The organism is Pseudomonas sp. GL-B-19, assembly GCF_019956415.1.
Lineage (GTDB): Bacteria > Pseudomonadota > Gammaproteobacteria > Pseudomonadales > Pseudomonadaceae > Aquipseudomonas.
On sequence record NZ_JAHBDK010000039.1, the window covers coordinates 1 to 18,691 of the forward strand.

13 protein-coding genes and 2 pseudogenes are annotated in these 18,691 nt (G+C 57.5%); 8 read left to right on the plus strand and 7 right to left on the minus strand.

The features are described from left to right. Positions 1–4,214 (plus strand): beta strand repeat-containing protein (locus KGB06_RS16425; RefSeq protein ID WP_223517512.1); only part of this gene is annotated, 4,214 nt, incomplete at its 5' end. Between the two features lie 419 nt (positions 4,215–4,633). Then, the gene (gene yecR / locus KGB06_RS16430) at positions 4,634–5,104 is read left to right on the plus strand and encodes a YecR family lipoprotein (RefSeq protein ID WP_223517514.1); all 471 of its coding nucleotides are present in this window, start codon (positions 4,634–4,636) and stop codon (positions 5,102–5,104) included. 106 nt (positions 5,105–5,210) lie between these two features. On the opposite strand, the gene KGB06_RS16435 is transcribed toward yecR, so the two are convergent. The 6 genes and pseudogenes from KGB06_RS16435 to KGB06_RS16460 all read right to left on the minus strand — a co-directional run bounded on the left by KGB06_RS16435 (position 5,211) and on the right by KGB06_RS16460 (position 10,492). Further along, positions 5,211–5,459, minus strand: a complete 249-nt coding sequence (locus tag KGB06_RS16435) for a DUF1214 domain-containing protein (RefSeq protein ID WP_223517515.1) — start codon at positions 5,457–5,459, stop codon at positions 5,211–5,213. Beyond that, positions 5,372–5,911: a DUF1254 domain-containing protein gene (locus KGB06_RS16440; RefSeq protein WP_223517516.1), complete on the minus strand. Its 540-nt coding sequence runs from the start codon at positions 5,909–5,911 to the stop codon at positions 5,372–5,374. Before KGB06_RS16440 ends, KGB06_RS16435 begins: the two co-directional genes overlap by 88 nt. Before the next feature lie 415 nt (positions 5,912–6,326). Further along, entirely contained in the window at positions 6,327–7,754 is a 1,428-nt protein-coding gene (locus KGB06_RS16445) for a GGDEF domain-containing protein (RefSeq protein ID WP_223517518.1), read from the minus strand. 981 nt (positions 7,755–8,735) lie between these two features. Then, positions 8,736–9,086: pseudogene (locus KGB06_RS16450) on the minus strand (copper oxidase); the annotation flags it as partial. Between the two features lie 484 nt (positions 9,087–9,570). Then, positions 9,571–10,017, minus strand: a complete 447-nt coding sequence (locus KGB06_RS16455) for a hypothetical protein (RefSeq protein ID WP_223517520.1) — start codon at positions 10,015–10,017, stop codon at positions 9,571–9,573. Between the two features lie 256 nt (positions 10,018–10,273). Further along, positions 10,274–10,492 (minus strand): GDCCVxC domain-containing (seleno)protein, encoded by a 219-nt coding sequence (locus KGB06_RS16460; protein ID WP_223517521.1) that lies wholly within the window; start codon positions 10,490–10,492, stop codon positions 10,274–10,276. Positions 10,493–10,657: 165 nt separating this feature from the next. Between KGB06_RS16460 and merR the strand changes: the two genes are divergently transcribed. From merR to KGB06_RS16475, 3 genes and pseudogenes are all read left to right on the plus strand, one after another. Continuing rightward, complete coding sequence (gene merR / locus KGB06_RS16465) at positions 10,658–11,056, plus strand: Hg(II)-responsive transcriptional regulator (protein WP_223517523.1); 399 nt, start codon at positions 10,658–10,660, stop codon at positions 11,054–11,056. A 169-nt stretch (positions 11,057–11,225) separates the two neighbouring features. Then, a pseudogene (locus tag KGB06_RS16470) lies at positions 11,226–12,655 on the plus strand (IS1182 family transposase). Between the two features lie 127 nt (positions 12,656–12,782). Next, positions 12,783–13,064 (plus strand): transposase, encoded by a 282-nt coding sequence (locus tag KGB06_RS16475; protein WP_411741854.1) that lies wholly within the window; start codon positions 12,783–12,785, stop codon positions 13,062–13,064. A 200-nt stretch (positions 13,065–13,264) separates the two neighbouring features. Here the strand turns inward: KGB06_RS16475 and KGB06_RS16480 are convergent, their stop codons facing one another. Next, the gene (locus tag KGB06_RS16480) at positions 13,265–14,587 is read right to left on the minus strand and encodes a DUF1329 domain-containing protein (protein ID WP_223517524.1); all 1,323 of its coding nucleotides are present in this window, start codon (positions 14,585–14,587) and stop codon (positions 13,265–13,267) included. Positions 14,588–14,954: 367 nt separating this feature from the next. Here KGB06_RS16480 and KGB06_RS16485 point away from each other — a divergent pair, with 367 nt between their 5' ends. The 3 genes from KGB06_RS16485 (at position 14,955) to KGB06_RS16495 (ending at position 18,644) form a co-directional block, all read left to right on the plus strand. Then, positions 14,955–15,791, plus strand: coding sequence for an AraC family transcriptional regulator (locus KGB06_RS16485; protein WP_223517526.1), 837 nt, complete (start codon positions 14,955–14,957; stop codon positions 15,789–15,791). 108 nt (positions 15,792–15,899) lie between these two features. Then, entirely contained in the window at positions 15,900–16,496 is a 597-nt protein-coding gene (locus KGB06_RS16490) for a LysE family translocator (RefSeq protein ID WP_223517528.1), read from the plus strand. Between the two features lie 147 nt (positions 16,497–16,643). Continuing rightward, complete coding sequence (locus KGB06_RS16495; RefSeq protein ID WP_223517530.1) at positions 16,644–18,644, plus strand: peptidase U32 family protein; 2,001 nt, start codon at positions 16,644–16,646, stop codon at positions 18,642–18,644. The last annotated feature ends 47 nt before the right edge of the window (positions 18,645–18,691 follow it).

Sequence of the window (18,691 nt, forward strand, 5' to 3'; positions counted from 1 at the left end):
CCAACCACGACCTCGTCTGGAGCGGCGGCACCCTCGGTGCGGCGCAGGCCGTAGCGCTGGTCGCCGGCTTCTCGGTCGATCAGGCCGGCTGGAACTACAGCAGCAGCGAGAACCTGGACTTCCTGCGGGCCGGCGAAACCATCAGCTTCTCCTACACCGTGGTGGCCACCGATAACAGCGGCGCGGCCAACGCCACCTCGGCAGCGCAGACGGTGACGATCACCCTGACCGGCACCAATGACCGGCCGACGCTGACCATCACCGACCCGACCGGGGCGATGAACGAAGGCAACGGCGCGGCCACGCTGAGCGACAGCGGTACGCTGAGTTTTGCCGATCTGGACAGCCACGACGTCGTGACGGTCAGCCAGAGCGCCAACCACGACCTCGTCTGGAGCGGCGGCACCCTCGGTGCGGCGCAGGCCGCGGCGCTGGTGGCTGGCTTCTCGGTCGATCAGGACAGCTGGAACTACAGCAGCAGCGAGAACCTGGACTTCCTGCGCGCCGGCGAAACCATCAGTTTCTCCTACACCGTGGTGGCCACCGACAACAGCGGCGCGGCCAACGCGGCCTCGGCGGCGCAGACGGTGACGATCACCCTGACCGGCACCAACGACCAGCCGACGCTGACCATCGACGATGCGACCGGGGCAATGAACGAAGGCAACGGCGCGGCCACGCTGAGCGACAGCGGGGCGCTGAGCTTCGCCGATCTGGACAGCCACGACGTCGTGACGGTCAGCCAGAGCGCCAACCACGACCTCGTCTGGAGCGGCGGCACCCTCGGTGCGGCGCAGGCCGTAGCGCTGGTCGCCGGCTTCTCGGTCGATCAGGCCGGCTGGAACTACAGCAGCAGCGAGAACCTGGACTTCCTGCGCGCCGGTGAAACCATCAGCTTCTCCTACACCGTGGTGGCCACCGACAACAGCGGTGCGGCCAACGCCACCTCGGCAGCGCAGACGGTGACGATCACCCTGACCGGCACCAACGACCAGCCGACGCTGACCATCGACGACACAACCGGGGCAATGAACGAAGGCAACGGCGCGGCCACGCTGAGCGACAGCGGGGCGCTGAGCTTCGCCGATCTGGACAGCCACGACGTCGTGACGGTCAGCCAGAGCGCCAATAACGACCTCGTCTGGAGCGGCGGTACGCTCGGTGCGGCGCAGGCCGCGGCGCTGGTGGCTGGCTTCTCGGTCGATCAGGACAGCTGGAACTACAGCAGCAGCGAGAACCTGGACTTCCTGCGCGCCGGCGAAACCATCAGTTTCTCCTACACCGTGGTGGCCACCGACAACAGCGCCGCGGCCAACGCCACCTCGGCAGCGCAGACGGTGACGATCACCCTGACCGGCACCAACGATGATCCGGATATCCATCTGGTCACGAGCGACAGTGCGAGCGCGACGCTGACGGAGACTAATGCGGGGCTCACCGCTAGCGGTACGCTGAGCGTCAATGATGTCGATCTCTCAGATTCGATCAGCACGTCAATCACAGGAGTGGTTGCAACAGGCACTACTACAGGGCTTGGCCTGACGAACGCACAACTGCTGAACATGCTGAGTGCAACACCTACTTCCGGCCTGGCGGCTGACAGTGGCGACGCGCACAACCTGATCTGGAACTTCAATTCCGGCATACAGGCGTTCGACTATCTCAATGTCGGCCAGTCCCTGGTGCTGACTTACACGGTGCGCAGTGCAGACAATAATGCTGCGTCTGACACACAGACAGTGACAGTGACTATCAACGGCACGAACGAAATCCCGACGCTGCCAACGGTAACGGGCGCCAGCTATGGCACTAACGATGGCACGCTCAAGGCAGCTGAGACGGTGACACTGAACCTGACTTTCAGCGACGTCGTACTGGTCACAGGTTTGCCGACGCTCAACCTGAACACCGGCGGGACGGCAAGCTACACGAGCGGCTCGGGCACTAATACGCTGACGTTCACTTACACGGTAGGGGCCGGTCAAAATACAGCCGACCTTACCCTGGCTGCGTCCGCATTCACTCTTGGTGGTGCGACGATCAAAAATGCGACGGGGAACAATGCCATTCTTACAGGAGCCAATGGCGTCAATCCAACCGGCACATTGATAGTCGATACTGCTGCACCCATCGGGGCGGATGGGGAGGGGAACGGATACTACAATCGAGGTAGCAATATTTTCACAATAGGTGTGACTGACACTTCAGGTTCAGGTTCAGGTGTGGTGTCAGTGACCGTTCATGATAACCATCCCACTTCTCCTGTCGCAGACTTCTCTTTAGTGCTGGTTAATGGAACTGCAACCAATGGAAAATGGGCGATAGATGGCAATACCAATTCCGCTTTAGGAACCTCAGACAATATAGATGGACACAATGTCACAGTGACCATGACTGATCTGGCGGGTAACACAAGCACGAGATCAGAAGCTGCTCCAGCGGGGATCGCTGGAGAGGCTATCAACCTTGCACTGACTGATCCGCCGGTGGGCGCAAGTGACTTTATCGATGTGACGATAACAGGGATGCCGTCAGGCTGGACGCTGAACGCCGGAACCAACAACGGCGACGGTAACTGGACAGTGCATACCAACGATCCCGGTTCACTGACTGTGACAACTCCTACTGACTTCGCCGGTGCGCTGGTGCTCGGAGTCAGCATGACCTGGACCAACGCCGATGGCAGCATTGGTAATGCCTTCGTTTCCGACAACATAGAAGCCTACGCCCCAGGTTCACCGATCTTCGCCTTGTCCACCGACGACAATCTGACTGGCTCGTCCGGTGCCGACACCTTCGTGTTCGCCCAGCCGATCGGCAACAACGTTATTCACAGCTTCGATGCAGCGGCGGACACGATCGACTTGATCGGCTTCACGGGCGTCAACGGGTTTGCGGATGTGAGTATCGCCAACGACGCGAACGGCAATGCCGTGCTCAGTATCAGCGCCGACCAGACGATCACCATCAACGGTGTGGATGCTGCGGCGTTGAGCGGGGCCAACCTACTGTTCGATGTGGACCCGGTCACGACTAATACGGGCACCATCACCATTGCCGACGGCGCGATCATGCCGTTCGGTGGCAGCATCGACAACAGTGGCACCATAGCGCTCGGCTCCACCGGCAGCGGGACCGATCTTGAGATTCTGTTCCGTGGCGCGACGTTGACCGGAGGCGGGCAAGTGGTGCTGTCCGACAGCGCGCAGAACGTGATCTTTGGTGGCAGCGCGGACACGGTGCTTACCAATGCCGACAACACAATCTCGGGTGCCGGCCAGTTGGGAGCGGGGCAGATGATGCTGGTCAACTCGGGCCTGATCCTTGCCAGCGGCGTCAATGCGCTGGTGATCGATACCGGTAGTAGTGCCGTGACCAACTCTGGTGTGCTGCAAGCCAGCGGCAGCGGCGGATTGGTGATTGAAAGTGCACTCGTCAACAGCGGCAGCCTGTGGGCAAACGATGGCAATATCATCATCCACGGAGATGCCAGTGGCGCGGGAAGCGCGACTATCAGCGGTTCGGCGATGCTGGAATTCGGTGCTGCCTCCGATCAGCATGTGACGTTCGACAGCGGCGCGGCAGGCACGCTCAAGCTTGATGTGTCAGCGGCGTTCAGTGGCAGCGTCAGCGGTTTTGTCGCGGGTGACAGGCTGGACTTTGGCGATGTAGCGTTCGGCGCCAATACGCAGATCACCTATGCAGCGAATGACACAGGCACCGGCGGCATGCTGAGCGTGAGCGACGGTGCGCATGTGACGCAGGTCGCGCTGAATGGCCAATACGCGGCCGCAGGTTTGCAGGCGAACGCCGAGGGCAGCGGCAGTGAGCTGGCCTACGATGCAGCGGCGGCAAACCACACGATGCTGGGCGGCCAGGCCAACGACATTCTGGTCGGCGGTGCGGGCGACGATCTGTTCTTCGGCGGGCTGGGCAACGACACGCTCAACGGCGGCTTCGGCAACGATACCTTCGTGTTTGCTGCCGCAGGCTTCGGCAACGACTCGATCCAGGGCTTCGATATCAATCCGGCCGGAGGGCAGGACTTGCTCAATATCGCGGGGCTGGGGATCAGCAGCGAGACGTTCGCTGCCAACGTGAGCATTGCGGCTGACGGGGCGGACACGGTGATCGGGATCGGAGTGGACTCTATTCGCCTTGTCGGTGTTAGCAGCTCAGGTATCGATCAGACGGACTTTATCCTGTCGGCATGATGCTGTTGCTGCTGACCGCACGTTGCTACGCGGTTGCAGACCCCATCGCAGATAAATCCGCGATGGGGTCTGTGCGAGGTGTTTTTTCGTCACTCCACCCGGAGCGAGGGGGCGCCCCCGGAGTCCATGCAGTCTCCTTTCTCGGGTGTTGCTCTAGCGGGGCGAGTGCGGGGTGGTGCTCGATGCCTCCATCAGGAGCCTACCTGAACTGGTCAAAAAATCCCGGACACCAGTTACGGTGTTTATGCCGCATTCTGCTCCATAGCTATTGGCGACAGGTAGTCGTTGTAGCTGTGGAGCCTGGGCTCATTGCTGCCGTCTTTATTTAAATCGTTCGTCCATTCAAGAATCGTTTTTGTAGACAACAGCAAGGCACATTGCCATCATTGTGCTTCTTGTATCTGAACGGGATTTCCTCCATGCGTAAGCTACTTTTTCTGGTCATGCTGGCTGTTGTGGTAACAGGCTGCTCCAGCCGTAAAGACTTCTACGCAACCGGCGGGAGCCGAGCGGACGGCTCGATCGATATGGCTTATGATTTCAAACCCTTTGAGACACCGGTCGTTGACTATAAGCAAGCTGAGTCAATTGCAAACAGCAAATGTGCGGTTTGGGGTTACAACCGCGCCGAACTCTTCGGTGGGAAAACCCAGAACTGCCAGGTCCGCGATGGCTGGGGTAATTGCACCACTGGCCAGATGATCGTCAAATATCAATGCGTCGGAAACATCACGCCAGCTAACCAGGCCTCAGCTTCTACGCTCCCGTCGGTTCCGGTTGGAATGCTGACTCCTACTCAGTACAAGGAAGCGCGCGTGAAAGTATTGATGGATCAAAACCTTCCCTATGCCGAGTACCAGAAGCAGTATCAGGCGATCATGGCGGAGTGATTCGGTTGACGCTGGTTCACGGTACAGCTCAATTTCTCCGAAGCTCCCTGAGAGTCGGCGTGAAACTGAACACCGCCCGGGAGGTTGTGCTGACCGTGACCTTGTCTCACCGAACCAGTTCGACCTCGCTCGGGCGCCACTCTTTCGTGAAGAACGACTCAAGGGGGCTGTAGAGGCGCAGGAGCAGGAACCAGCCCTTGTTGGGCATGGTTTGTATCCAGTTGCCAGCTTTGGCGTCCGCTGGTTTGAAAGGGCCGAAGTAGATGGTCATGGAACCATCCGCGTTTTCGATGGCCGCCGGTGAAGGGTAGGTTTGACTGCCGGCACGCGGATAGCGCTGTGGTGTCTGGAGCATGGAGCGCGTCTGGTTATCGTCAGCTTGTCTTTGATGAGATCAACCGCAGGTTTCGTGTCGTTGTTCTCCATAAAGGCGCGAACGGCGTAGAGCACATGGTTGGTTTTCGAGCGGCCAACAAAGTAACCGCCATCAGGAACAGGACCATCGTAGTCTGGCGGCAGAATCAGGTATTTACCGCCTTCACCCCGATCAGGTCCGGGTGCGCCGATGTCGATGATCCAGCCAAACCACATGTCATTAAGCGTGCCGAGAGCCTTCGGTGGCACTTCAACCACCAACGGTCCTTTCGTCAAGTCGAGCGTTGCCACCGTGTAGATAGTATCGGCGTTGGCCGTGAGAAAGAGCGAGTCGGAGTCCATCAACTCGGAGAAGATGACCACCGAGTTGTCTTCAGCGCCAATGCTGTGGAAGCCCTCGCGAATCGCATAGGCCGATTCGGGTTTCGACACGATCCGGCGTCTTGATTGCGGGTGAAATGTCGGTAGCCGCCTGCGCAGAGGTCAGCACCGGCAGCATCATTGTAAAAAAGGACGTTAGTACGGTGATTGGTTTGAGAATGTGCACAATGGTTTTCTCCCTGGGGGAAGTTTGAAGCATTGACGACTCAAACTGAGGAAGGGCATGGCGCAAAGGATTTTCGAAAGTCAGGGAAACTACTGGCTTGGTTTCAGGATCATCGAAGATGTGCTGAAACTGATACGCCCGGATGACCTTTGACGGATATTGCGCACAGGTGACGGAGCAGCACGGAATGCTCGATCAGTTCTTCCAGCAGACCCAAGCATAGGTGCACATTTGCCATAGAATGCTGTGGCGCAAAGCTGGGTATCGGTGCCGACGCTTTCAGCGACTTCGAGACGATGGTCAGGGCAGAGGTTGGAGGCTGGTTTTGATGGTAGTCACCACACGGTTACGGCCTTCGTGTTTAGCGTGATATAGGCGTTGATCGGCTGTACGCAGAATTGCCTCGATGGTGTCACCGTCGCGGCCAGATTGTGATACACCGATGCTCACTGTGACCACGGTTGACCGCTGCAGGCCATAAAAAGAATTATTTGCAACGGTGCTTCGCAGACGCTCAGCGATTACGTGCGCGCCTTCAAGTGAAGTCTGAGGTAGCAGTATCATGAATTCTTCCCCGCCCACTCGGGCTACGCCGTCATACGGCCGGATCGAATCGAGGCATTTCCCCACGAAACTCTTCAGGATGTCATCGCCAACCTGATGCCCGAAGCGATCGTTGATGGACTTGAAATTATCCAGATCGAGTGCCAGCACGGAGAATGGCGCACCGCCGTGTTTGGTCCGGCCGATTTCGACTTCGACCCGCTCCATGAACCGACGCCGATTATCAGCGCCTGTCAGTGGATCGGTCGCCGCAAGTTGCCCGAGTTCTTGATTGGTGCGCTGGAGTTCCCGCAGGGCGCTCTCGGTATACGCCATCGCTTCGGCAAGACGCACCATCAACTCCTCTTGGCTGTAAATCTTCGAGAACGACCGCGTGGTGAGGAACGCTTGCACTACCCCATAGCTCAACATGAAGAATCCGCCGGCGAAGATCGCATGAGCGAGCCACCACATATGGTTCCACGGACGTGCAAGGATGAAGGCAAGAGATGACAGCGCGAACGCGGTGACCGAGATGACAAAAATCATCATCAGCGGCGAACGGATACGGCGTAGCAGGAGTACTGCCACGGTCAATGTGGAAAGAACGAGGGCACCACCTTCCATCGAGAGGCGCACCGAGAGATTGTCGGCGATCGGCGAATTCGCGACATACGCCACTGCCACGTCAACCAGCAGGAACAGTCCTATCCAGGTCAACCACGGGCGGGCCTTCGTTCGTTGGTCCGCAGCATCAGGTGGGCGGTGGTACGACAGCATTCCGACTAACAGCAGAATCGACATGACCAGTCGAGAGGCAGGTCCATAAAGCAGGAACAGCCAGATATTGTGGTGTGCTAGCCCAGTGAACGCACCATGCAACGCGTAGATCAGTACAAAACCGAGAAAACCAAGCGTCATCCATCGCAGTAGCGGATCTCCCGATGACTGATAGCAGCGCCACGTTACGTAAGTAACAAACAAGCCTGCCAAGGTGGCTGTCGTGATCGCAATTACATGGAACAGGTGATTCTCGAATAGAAGCGTGGGGTCCTGAAAGAAGTATAAGTAGCCAATCAGATAGGCCGGAACAAACGCAAATCCTGCGAGCAGCAAATAGGCGTAAACCTTGACCACGAGGCGAACGGCTTCAGGTGGCTCGTCGGTGGCGATGAGATGGTTCATGGTTCCCTCCAAAGTTAAATCCATATAGCCAACACCGGTCCAGTGTTGGAGCCGCCTACATGCCAACGGTCCCTCGCATCATTACGCAAATATGGGATGGACCGATCTATCGCATTTCAATATTAGACTCCTTACCAATTTCTGCTGCAGAAGCAGGTAAAAATGAATCGCCTCTGGTTTCCTGGACGCCTGCGAAAGACCGCATTTGGCCGATTCTGTTGAAAAAGTCGGCGATGGTTTGCGCATCAGAAAAGTACGCGTCCGAGATTGAAATCTTTACTTTTCGCAGAGGCTTCCGGAGTCGGATTTCACGTAGCAGCGTGCAGAAAAGGCGTTTTCACCAGTCAATGATCAGGCAGTTTGGGCAGACCGACTTTTTCAACAGAATCGGCCGTTTTGTGCCTGTCACGACCGGACTGGCTTGGGTCGATTTCGGTCATTTGTGGAGGTGGAAACCCGGCCGTGAAACTCTCTTGCTTCTGGACTTGGCTCTGAGTCGATGCCCATGCGTACCCGCGCTCATGACAATCGGCTATCGACCACTCTCTATGAATCGTGAGAAATAAGCGTCCACCCAACACACCTCGCGTGGCTAATCGTCCTGGCACTCCGGCAGCAAGATGACTTGAGTTCGCGCCTAGCCTTCAATGAATCGCTTCATGATCGTCTTGGCCAAGTCAGGATCGACCACCATCGGAGCCGGCAGTTCAGAGCGCTCAAAGGGTCAACTCCATCGCCAATACAGTGGACAACGCCAGCATCATCAGCAACGTGATAAATATTAGGCTCAACTGAGCAAGCTGCTTATAAAGGGTGTTCGGCCTTTTCGTGATTACAGCAATTGATCTATTAGTGGAAGACATCACCAATTCTCCCTTTTCCACGGAACACGGTTAGCTCCAGAAGGTGTTCATCAGGGTCACCGGCAGGATGAACAGCGCGCCGATCAGGGCGAACACAAACGGCTAGTGCATATGACGTTGGCGCCGGCAGTGTCGGGTCGAGTTTTTCCGTGCCGAATTCTTCGAGCCACAGCAGTTGCTGAGTGTACGGCTGAGCCCTGAACAATTGGCTGGGCTTGCCGTTGGTGGGGATTTTGAATGATGTCTGCAAGTTTGGTGGAAGTACGTTGTCAGCCCGTGGCGTGTTCCGGTCACCGAACACGCCGTTGGGCAGGACACTCGCGCCTGGGTTGGCTGGTGGCAAGGTCAGCACATCCAGCGCGGCCTTGAGGTCGGCCGGCGGATTGTTAAACGCCGAGGGGGTCGTCGGTGGTGGCGAGCCGAAATCATCCAGCGGCACGATGCTGGCGGTGGTCAGGGTATGGAGCATCGTACAGGGCGGGCTTGACCTGAGCAGTAAGGCGATGGAGCTGCATGGTGGTGTCGCGCGCTTCATTTTTCACCCCTCGCGTCATACCGAATCAGGCAAGCCCCGCCGTCTCCATGATGTCCGGGACGACAGCTGTTGCGGGTACCAGGGGGGGAAGCAATGAATGAGCCATTGCAATAGGGCGAAGAAAAAGTTCAAGTTAATTAACAAGCTGTATCTCAGTGTTCCAAGCGAGACTCAAATTAGGTGGTAAACACCCGGTAGGTGGGTGTAATACCCCATTTATGGGGATAGTAGCGGCCCAATTTCACCGACTGCTTTTAGTAGGGGGGCTTGCCCTAAGGCGACGTGGATTTAACGGGTCGAGAAGGGCCGCTTCTTGGCCGATTGCTGCCTGTCAGGAAGGGCCACAAACGCCCCGGGCTGCGTGAAAACGTTTTTGAGCATATTTGGCTGGAGGGGCGGGCGAAACTTGGAGCGAACGCTAATCACATGCCTCAGTTACAGCCTTCTCGGTGCGTTTGATTTCTTGCTTGATATCAGTGGTTATGCGCTGTTTTTTGAGTTGCTGTTCGAGAAAAACCTGATTCCCTTGGTTTTTCAATTCTGCATCGGTTGCAGCGTCTTTCGCCTCTAACTGGGCAGCGTGTGCGTCTATGACAGCTTCAACCTCAGCATCATTGTTTGCGGTATCCAGGGCGCTGACCAATTTGTCCACCTCAGTATTCTCGGCCTCTGCGTAAGCGTCGATAGACAGTCCCGCAGCCATCGCTCGCGCTCGACTTTCCAGGGTTTTCAAATGCTGCTGCGCTGCCTTGCACACCGTATCCTTTCGCTCGTTCTCGATAGATGTCCATTCCATGAACTTATGCGTCGTCACACCAAGCACCGCGATGATGATGGTGGTGGCCCCAATCAATCTGGCTCTCACGTTTCGCAACCTCAACTGAGTTTTGTGAGTGATTCCAGAATCCATTCGAGATATTAAAAGCTTGGCGGACCGACCGATCGTCACCAATTGGGTCAAAGCCAATACATGAGAGCCATGGTATACAACCAGCCGATGGTGAGGGTGATAGTCAGGTAGGCCATCACGAGCACCAGAGCGTGATTCCACATGTCACTAACCTCCCATAACCACCGTTGGAGGCGCGTCAGGGGCGTCTGATAAACGGAATAAACATAGGTTAGGCCGTACCACAGCATCCGCGTTGCTCCTGAAACGGCGGGCACTTCACCGTGCCAAACGAACAGAACACACAGCAGTCACCGGGGTTCGGGCGTAGCAGGGTTTTGCAACTGCCACACTCGTAGAAGAACTGGCAGGCATCCGTGGGCATGGCCTCCTGCTTGGCGAAACCGCAATGCGGGCAGGTCAACACGGATTCGAGGATGACGGCGCTCATGGTTGCCTCATTTGTGCATGGTGGGGGGATAACTTGCATTCGTCGTCGCCTTGGTCAACGCCTCAGGATCCGCCGATCTGCTGAGCCATCGTTTTCTCCATTGAATCGATCTAACCTAGAGTCACTCTACACTCCGTACCCCGGTACAGAATCAAGGGGCGTGTGATGGCGACAGGGTTGAGTATCGGAAAGTTGGCGGAAGCTGCCGGGGTGAATATCGAGACTATTCGCTATTACCAGCGACGCGGCTTGCTGGATGAGCCGCCAAAGCCGCTCAGCGGTTATCGGTGCTATCTACCGGAGCAGGTCAAACGGTTGCGCTTCATCAAGAGGGCGCAGGCGCTGGGATTCACGCTGGATGAGGTGGGTGCACTGCTGACACTTGATGCGGCCTGCACTTGTCGCGAGACTCGAGCACTGGCCGTGCGCAAACTGGCCCTGATCGAGCAAAAGATGGCCGACCTTGCCGCAATTCGGCAGGTGCTGGGCGGACTGGTGCAGGAGTGCGATGCAGGCGACGGCGGGGCTGCTTGCCCTATCATCGATGTGCTGAACAGGGAGTGATGCCTGGTTGCAGGGCATCGTGCACAGGCGTCAGGCCAGCAACCCATGCAGTGCAATCGTAAGGCCGCTTGCTAGCGGTCAGGAATGACCGCTTGTGGCCCAGAGTGTGTAAAAACGCCTCCGCGAACCCTTGCTATGATTTCTGAGGATTACATCGCAGGGATTGCCCATGAAGCGCTTTATTCAAGGTGAACACCGAGGTCAAGGCACGTTGCTTCCCGAAAACCTTGACGACTATGTCAGCGATACCAATCCGGTGCGTGTGGTCGACGTCTTTGTCGACGAGCTTGACCTGGTCAAGCTGGGTTTTGAAGGGGTTATTCCTGCCGATACTGGGCGGCCTGCTTACCACCCCGCGATCCTGTTGAAGATTTACATCTACGGCTATCCAACCGCATTCAGTCAAGCCGGCGCCTGGAGCGAGAAGCCCAGCGCAACATCGAGTTGATGTGGCTGACTGGTCGCTTGATGCCGAACTTCAAAACCATCGCCAATTTCCGCAAAGACAACGGCAAGGCCATCCGCGGTGTGTGCCGCCAATTTGTGGTGCTGTGCCAACAACTGGGGTTATTTTCCGAAGCGCTCGTTGCCATCGACGGCAGTAAGTTCAAGGCGGTCAACAATCGGGATCGGAACTTCACCAGCGCCAAGCTTCGACGGCGAATGGAGGAAATTGAGTCCAGTATCAATCGCTATCTGACAGCACTTGATACCGCAGACCGTCAGGAACCTTCCGTAGCTCAGGCCAAAGCCGAACGCCTCCATGACAAGGTCTCGGCCCTGAAAGCCAAGATGCAAGAGCTCAAGCAAATCGAGGTACAGCTAAACGAAACGCCGGATAAACAGATCTCCCTAACCGATCCTGATGCTCGCTCGATGAAGACGCGCGGAACAGGAATGGTCGGCTACAACGTCCAGACTGCAGTTGATGCGAAGCACCACCTGATCGTGGCACACGAGGTAACGAATGATGGCGTTGATCGAGACCAACTGAGTTCGATGGCAAAGCACGCACGAGAGGCCATGGGTGTCGAAGAACTGTCGGCAGTCGCAGACAGAGGGTATTTCAAAGGCGAAGAAATACTGGCGTGCCATGAAGCTGGAATTACCGTTTTCGTGCCCAAGATACTGACGTCGGGAGCGACAGCGGCTGGTCGATTCGGCAAAGATGATTTCATCTATGACACCTCAACGAATGAATACCGATGCCCAGCCGGGCAAAGCTTGATCTGGCGTTACTCAAGTGTCGAGAAGGGGTTAAAACTACATCGCTACTGGAGTTCGAACTGCCGGAATTGTGCCTTGAAGGAGCGTTGCACGCCCAGCTCTGAGCGGCGAATTAGCCGTTGGGAACATGAGTCGGTCGTCGAGGCGATGCAGAGTCGTCTTGATCAAGCACCAGAAATGATGCGGATCCGCCGCCAAACAGTGGAGTATCCCTTCGGCACACTGAAGTCCTGGATGGGGGCCACGCATTTCCTCACCAGAACTCTTACCCGGGTGAGCACGGAGATAAGCCTGCATGTGCTCGCCTACAACTTCAAACGCGTGCTACGGCTGTTGGGCAGTGATGCCTTGATGGCGGCAATGAAGGCCTGAAGCCTTTTGAGCGGTGCGATAACCGCATCTAGCAGGTACCCGCTGGCACAAGTTCCGATCAATACAGCAACATTGATTTGGCTTGGATGAGGTCCCTAGAGACCTCCAGCGCAGCGAAAAACCACCGATTACCCAATCCTCTGCATCCAAAGCGTTTTTTACACACTCTGGAATGCAAACGGTAATCCCGCTACGCAGCATGAAGCGCAAACCCAAGCCGGGTTTACCGAGACTGTTTGACCGCCCCAAGTACCGGCAGCGCAACATCATCGAGCGTATGTTTGGCTGGTTGAAGGAGAACCGCCGCATCGTTACGCGCTTCGACAAGCTCGCGAAAGGTTATGCGGCGATGGTCTCACTGGCCTGTGCCATGCAGTGTTTACGACATTACTTTTCGTACAGAGCCTAGCCATCCGGCAGATGATTTCCCTGGCAGGGCTGTCGCTAAACCGAGTGCTTGATCACGTAGATCCACAAGGGTCGGCGAGGGCGTTGTTTCAAACAGGTGTGCAGTAAAAAGCCCCGTCCCCTTTGAAGGGGCGGGGCTTTATGCGTTTCAGTGTCCCGTCCTGAGCTAAGGCTCATTGTCTGTGCGGTATCATCCCGGGCCTAGCGAATACCGGCACCCGCCATGGATTCTGGCACCCACTGCGCCGTCGATAGCGCTTCCGTATACCGAATTCCACCATGAGGACCTACCACGCCATTGATGTTGTAGGTGCCGCGCGACAGATCGTACGTCATGAACGGGGTGGCATCCGGGACCTGCTGGTCATAGCTCTGGCTGAGGAAAGCGAAGGAGCCACGGTATAGCTGGCCACTTGTGTCGTACTGATCGGAGGCCAGAGCGGCCCAGGTGTCTTCATCCAGGTAAAAGCGGCGTTTCTGGTAAATGTGCTTTGCACCGGGCTTGAGGTTGCCCTCGACGACGTAGACGCGGTGTTTTTCCCAGCGTACGAAGTCCGGGGAAATGAAGTTTGGGGTAGTCAGCGACTTGGCATCCCGGGCATAGGTCAGTTTGTAGGTGTTATAGGGCACGATCATTTCTTGCTTGCCCACCAGCGTCCAGTCGTACAGTTCGAGTGCACGGGCGGTACCGGGGTTCGGAGTGTCATAGGCCAGGATCGAAATCTGTTTGACCCGGCGCTGGGCCGGCATGTACTGCCAGGCACGGCCAGGACGCTGCAGCGGGTTGGTGGCGTTCTTGAGCATGATCGACTCGCCGGCTCGCCGCGCAGGTCCGGTATAGGACAGTTTCATCTGATAGTAGATGTCGGAGTTGTTGAAGGGCTTCGACAGGTTTTCGTAAATCGGGAAGGAGATGTATGCCTCGCCGGTGATAGCCAGGCTCGCCACTCCTGCCGAGTCGACGTTCCAGGAGTCGTACTTGGAATGGATGTTGACGCCCTGGTAACGCAGCAGGAAATTCCACATTGCCTCGGCGCCCGATTGCGGGATGGGGAACGGTACCCCCGGCATTACGTTGTCGATGGCTAACCCGCCTTCGAGTGACCTGGCGGCAGTGGCATTGCGGCGGCTATTGTTCAGCACCGCCTGTGGCAGCGCTGCGGTGCGGTGGGTCGGATACACGTCGATGCGGTAGCCGGGGTGGCGCTTGGCCAACTCGACGGTGGTGGCAGTTAGCATGCCTTTGTACTGGTCAACGTTCTTGCCGTTGATCACCAGCAGTGGTTTCTCGTGCGCATAGGGGTCCGGGCGCATGCTGTCACCGGCCTTGAAGCTGGCCGGGGCATTGGTCAGGCCACCGCTATAAGGCGGAATGGTGCCATCGGCATTACCGGCCTTTTCAGCGCCTACCAGCGTCAGGCTGGTGCCCAGTTGGGCAGCTTCCTGACTCGATACATAGGCCTGTGCATCGATGGTCAGGGCCATGAGGAGTGGAGCAGCCAGAAAACTTTTCACGAAGTTCATATTGTTGTTCTCCTGCTTGGCGTACCAAGCAATTCGTGACGCAGGCGCAGCAGTCGCGTTCGCCTTGTGGGCGACCAGACTGCCTAAATCGCCAGATGCTTTTTTATGGCTGACATTAAAGAGCCCCCGAAAAGGGGGTGCTTTTCATTTTGCGACAATCGCTTGGCTATTCATGACAGACCCAAAATATTCCGCGGGCATGGCGGCTGTGGTTGGTTCAGTCAGGGCCAGCAACGCCTTGTCGGTCACAACCGGCAGTTATGGCTCAGCACCCACCTGCACAAATCTTCTAAACGCCCTTTTCCAAAGCGCGGTAATTTAGCCGTCCGCACCGTTCAAAGCTGAACCATTACCTCTGGAGCCTTGCGTGGATAAACGCAACTGGATTGAGTTGTCCCAGGATGCCGATACCGGGATTGAATCGATTCGTGCCCATTTTCAGGGACATGCCTACGATCCGCACTGGCATGACAGTTATCTGGTGGGGGTCACCGAGCAGGGCGTGCAGCAGTTCAATTGCCGGCGCGTTCGCCACCTCAGTACGCCGGGCAAGGTATTCATGCTGGAGCCGGGGGAGATACACGATGGGCATGCGCCGACCGAGGAGGGGTTTACCTATTCCATGCTCTACCTCGATCCGCACTGGCTGGAACGGGAGTTGCTCGCGTTGTTTGAGCACGCGCCGAGCAACAGTCAGCCGGGTTTTGCCGACACCCTGAGCCAGGATCCGGGCCTGGCCAATGCCATTTATCTAGCCTTCCACGCGCTCCATGAGGGTGACTTGCGCATCGTGCGCCAGAGTGCCATCGACACCTTGTTGGGTTCGCTCACTTGCCACCTTGATTGGCGCAAGCGTCAGACCTTTGATCCGCGCCTGCCGTTGGTGGCCCAGGTTGCGCGTGACTATCTGCATACCCATGCCTACGAGGACATCGGACTGGATGATCTGGCCCAGGCCTGTGGTGTTGATCGCTTTCGTCTGACACGGGCCTTCAAGGCAGCCTTTGGGCTGGCGCCTCATGCTTATTTGATCCAGCTGCGGCTGGCCAAGGCACGGCAGTTGCTGGCGCGGGGCGAGTCGCCGGCACAGGTGGCCAGTGCTCTCGGGTTCGCCGATCAAAGCCATATGGGGCGCTGGTTTCGCCGTGCCTACCAGCTCACACCCGCGGATTACCGCAAGCGCTGCTCAAACCTTCCAGACTGAATCCCGCCGACTCGCGACCATGGTTTCCTATTTGATCAAGGAGTCCATGCCATGTCTTTTTCGCTGTTCTTTTCCGCCCCTTCGATACGCCTTCAGGGAGTCTGAGCCATGGAATCGTTGCTGCCTTTCCTGCTGTTTGCGTTCGTTGCCTCGATTACCCCGGGACCGACCAATATTCTGGTGTTGAGTCACAGTTCGCGGTGGGGGCTAGGTGCCACACTGCCGATCATTTTTGGCGCATGCGTGGCGGCGGCACTGATTGTGTTTGCAGTCGGGCTCGGCGTGGGCGAGACGCTGCTGCGGTTTCCGCGTGTGCAGCAGGCAATGGCCTGGGCCGGTGTGCTCTGGTTGAGTTGGCTGGCCTGGCAGATTTTTCAAAGCGCGCCGCCATCCTTGGACCCGGCCACCTCGCGCGACGAGGGTCTCAGCGTGTTCGGCGCCGCCACCCTGCAATTGGTCAACCCCAAGGTCTGGATGATGGCGGTGGCGGTGGTTAGCGTATTTGTCGGTGGCGGCGACAAGACCAAGCGGCTGGTGGTGTTGTCGCTGGTGTTTCTGTTGGTCTCCTTGCCGTGCATGACCCTGTGGGCGTTGCTCGGCGTGGGCAGTGCCCGGTTTTTTGGTTCGCCACAGGCGTTCAAACGCATGAACCATGCATTGGCTTTTTTGCTGCTGGTGTCGGCCTGGTTGACTGTGGTGGTGTAGGTCGAACAAAGCTGCCTGTCAGGACCGAGACCCTTGACACTCTGGATGTCACGGGTGAGTGACAGGATCCATTCCGTCGCCCCACGTGCCCATCACGTTTTTGCCCGCTACAATGCGCACCTCGACCGTGATAACCAGATAAAAAATATGTCTCTTCCCAAACATCACCTGGAATTGCTCAGCCCCGCCCGTGACGTGAGCATCGCTCGCGAGGCCATTCTGCATGGTGCCGACGCCGTGTACATCGGTGGCCCGAGCTTCGGCGCCCGGCACAACGCCTGCAACGAAGTCAGCGATATTGCCCGACTCGTGGAGTTCGCCCGTCGCTACCACGCCCGAGTGTTCACCACGATCAACACGATTCTGCATGACAACGAACTGGAGCCGGCGCGCAAGCTGATCCACCAGCTGTACGATGCTGGCGTCGACGCGTTGATCGTTCAGGATCTGGGCGTGATGGAGCTGGATATCCCGCCGATCGAGCTGCACGCCAGCACCCAGACCGACATTCGGACACTGGCGCGGGCAAAGTTTCTTGACCAGGCTGGCTTTTCCCAACTGGTACTGGCCCGCGAGCTGAACCTGCAAGAGATTCGCGCCATCGCCGACGAGACCGATGCGGCGATCGAATTCTTCATCCACGGCGCGTTGTGTGTGGCGTTCTCCGGGCAATGCAATATTTCCCACGCACAGAACGGTCGTAGCGCCAACCGTGGCGACTGCTCCCAGGCCTGTCGTTTGCCTTATACCCTCAAGGACGACCAGGGCCGCGTCGTCGCCTACGAAAAACACCTGCTCTCGATGAAAGACAACAATCAGAGCGCCAACATCCGTGCGTTGGTCGAAGCCGGCGTTCGCTCGTTCAAGATCGAAGGGCGCTACAAGGACATGGGGTATGTGAAGAACATCACGGCCTATTACCGTCAGCGTCTGGACGACGTGCTTGAAGATCGTCCGGATCTGGCTCGGGCATCCAGTGGCCGCACCGCACACTTCTTCGTGCCCGACCCGGACAAGACCTTCCACCGTGGCAGCACCGACTACTTCGTCAGTGAGCGCAAGATCGACATCGGCGCCTTCGATTCACCGACCTTCACTGGCTTGTCGGTGGGCGTGGTGGAGAAGGTGGGCAAGCGTGATTTGCAGGTGGTGACCTTTGAACCGCTATCCAATGGTGATGGCCTTAACGTGCAGATCAAGCGCGAGGTGGTGGGCTTTCGCGCCAACATCGCCGAGCCCAAGGGTGAATTCCTCGAAGAGGGTCAGAAGCGCTATCGCTACCGTGTCGAACCCAACGAGATGCCGGATGGGATGTTCAAGTTGCGGCCTAACCATCCATTGAGCCGCAACCTTGACCATAACTGGCAGCAAGCCTTGCAGAAGACCTCCGCCGAGCGTCGTATCGGTTTGAGTTGGGTTGCACGTCTTGACGAGCAGCGCCTGCAACTGACCGCCACGAGCGAAGAGGGCGTGAGCGCCAGCTTGTCTCTGGACGGTCCGTTCGGTCTGGCCAACAAGCCGGAGCAGGCATTGGAGCAACTGCGCGATCTGCTCGGTCAACTGGGCACCACTGACTATCACGCCACCGCCATTGAGCTGGTTGCATCCCAGGCGTTCTTCATTCCCAACTCGCAGCTCAAAGCCTTGCGCCGCGAAGTGATTGACGCGCTGACCGTGGCCCGTCTGCTCGCCCACCCAAGAGGTCATCGCAAGGCTGAAACCACTCCGCCGCCGGTGTATCCGGAGTCGCACTTGTCATTCCTGGCCAACGTCTACAACCAGAAGGCTCGGGACTTTTATCACCGCCACGGCGTCAAGCTGATCGACGCAGCGTTTGAGGCCCATGAAGAAACCGGGGAAGTGCCGGTGATGATCACCAAGCACTGCCTGCGTTTCTCCTTCAACCTCTGCCCCAAGCAAGCCAAAGGCGTCACCGGTGTACGCACCAAGGTCGCGCCGATGCAACTGGTGCACGGTGACGAGGTGCTGACGCTGAAGTTCGACTGCAAACCTTGCGAAATGCACGTCATCGGCAAGATCAAGGGCCACATCCTTGACCTGCCGCTGCCGGGCAGTGTCTCGGAGCCGATCGTGGGTCACATCAGTCCCGAAGACCTGCTCAAGACGATCCCTCGCGCGCCGCATTGAGTGACAGGCGTATACGCAGCATCCTGTGCTGCGTTCGCCTTCTCAGG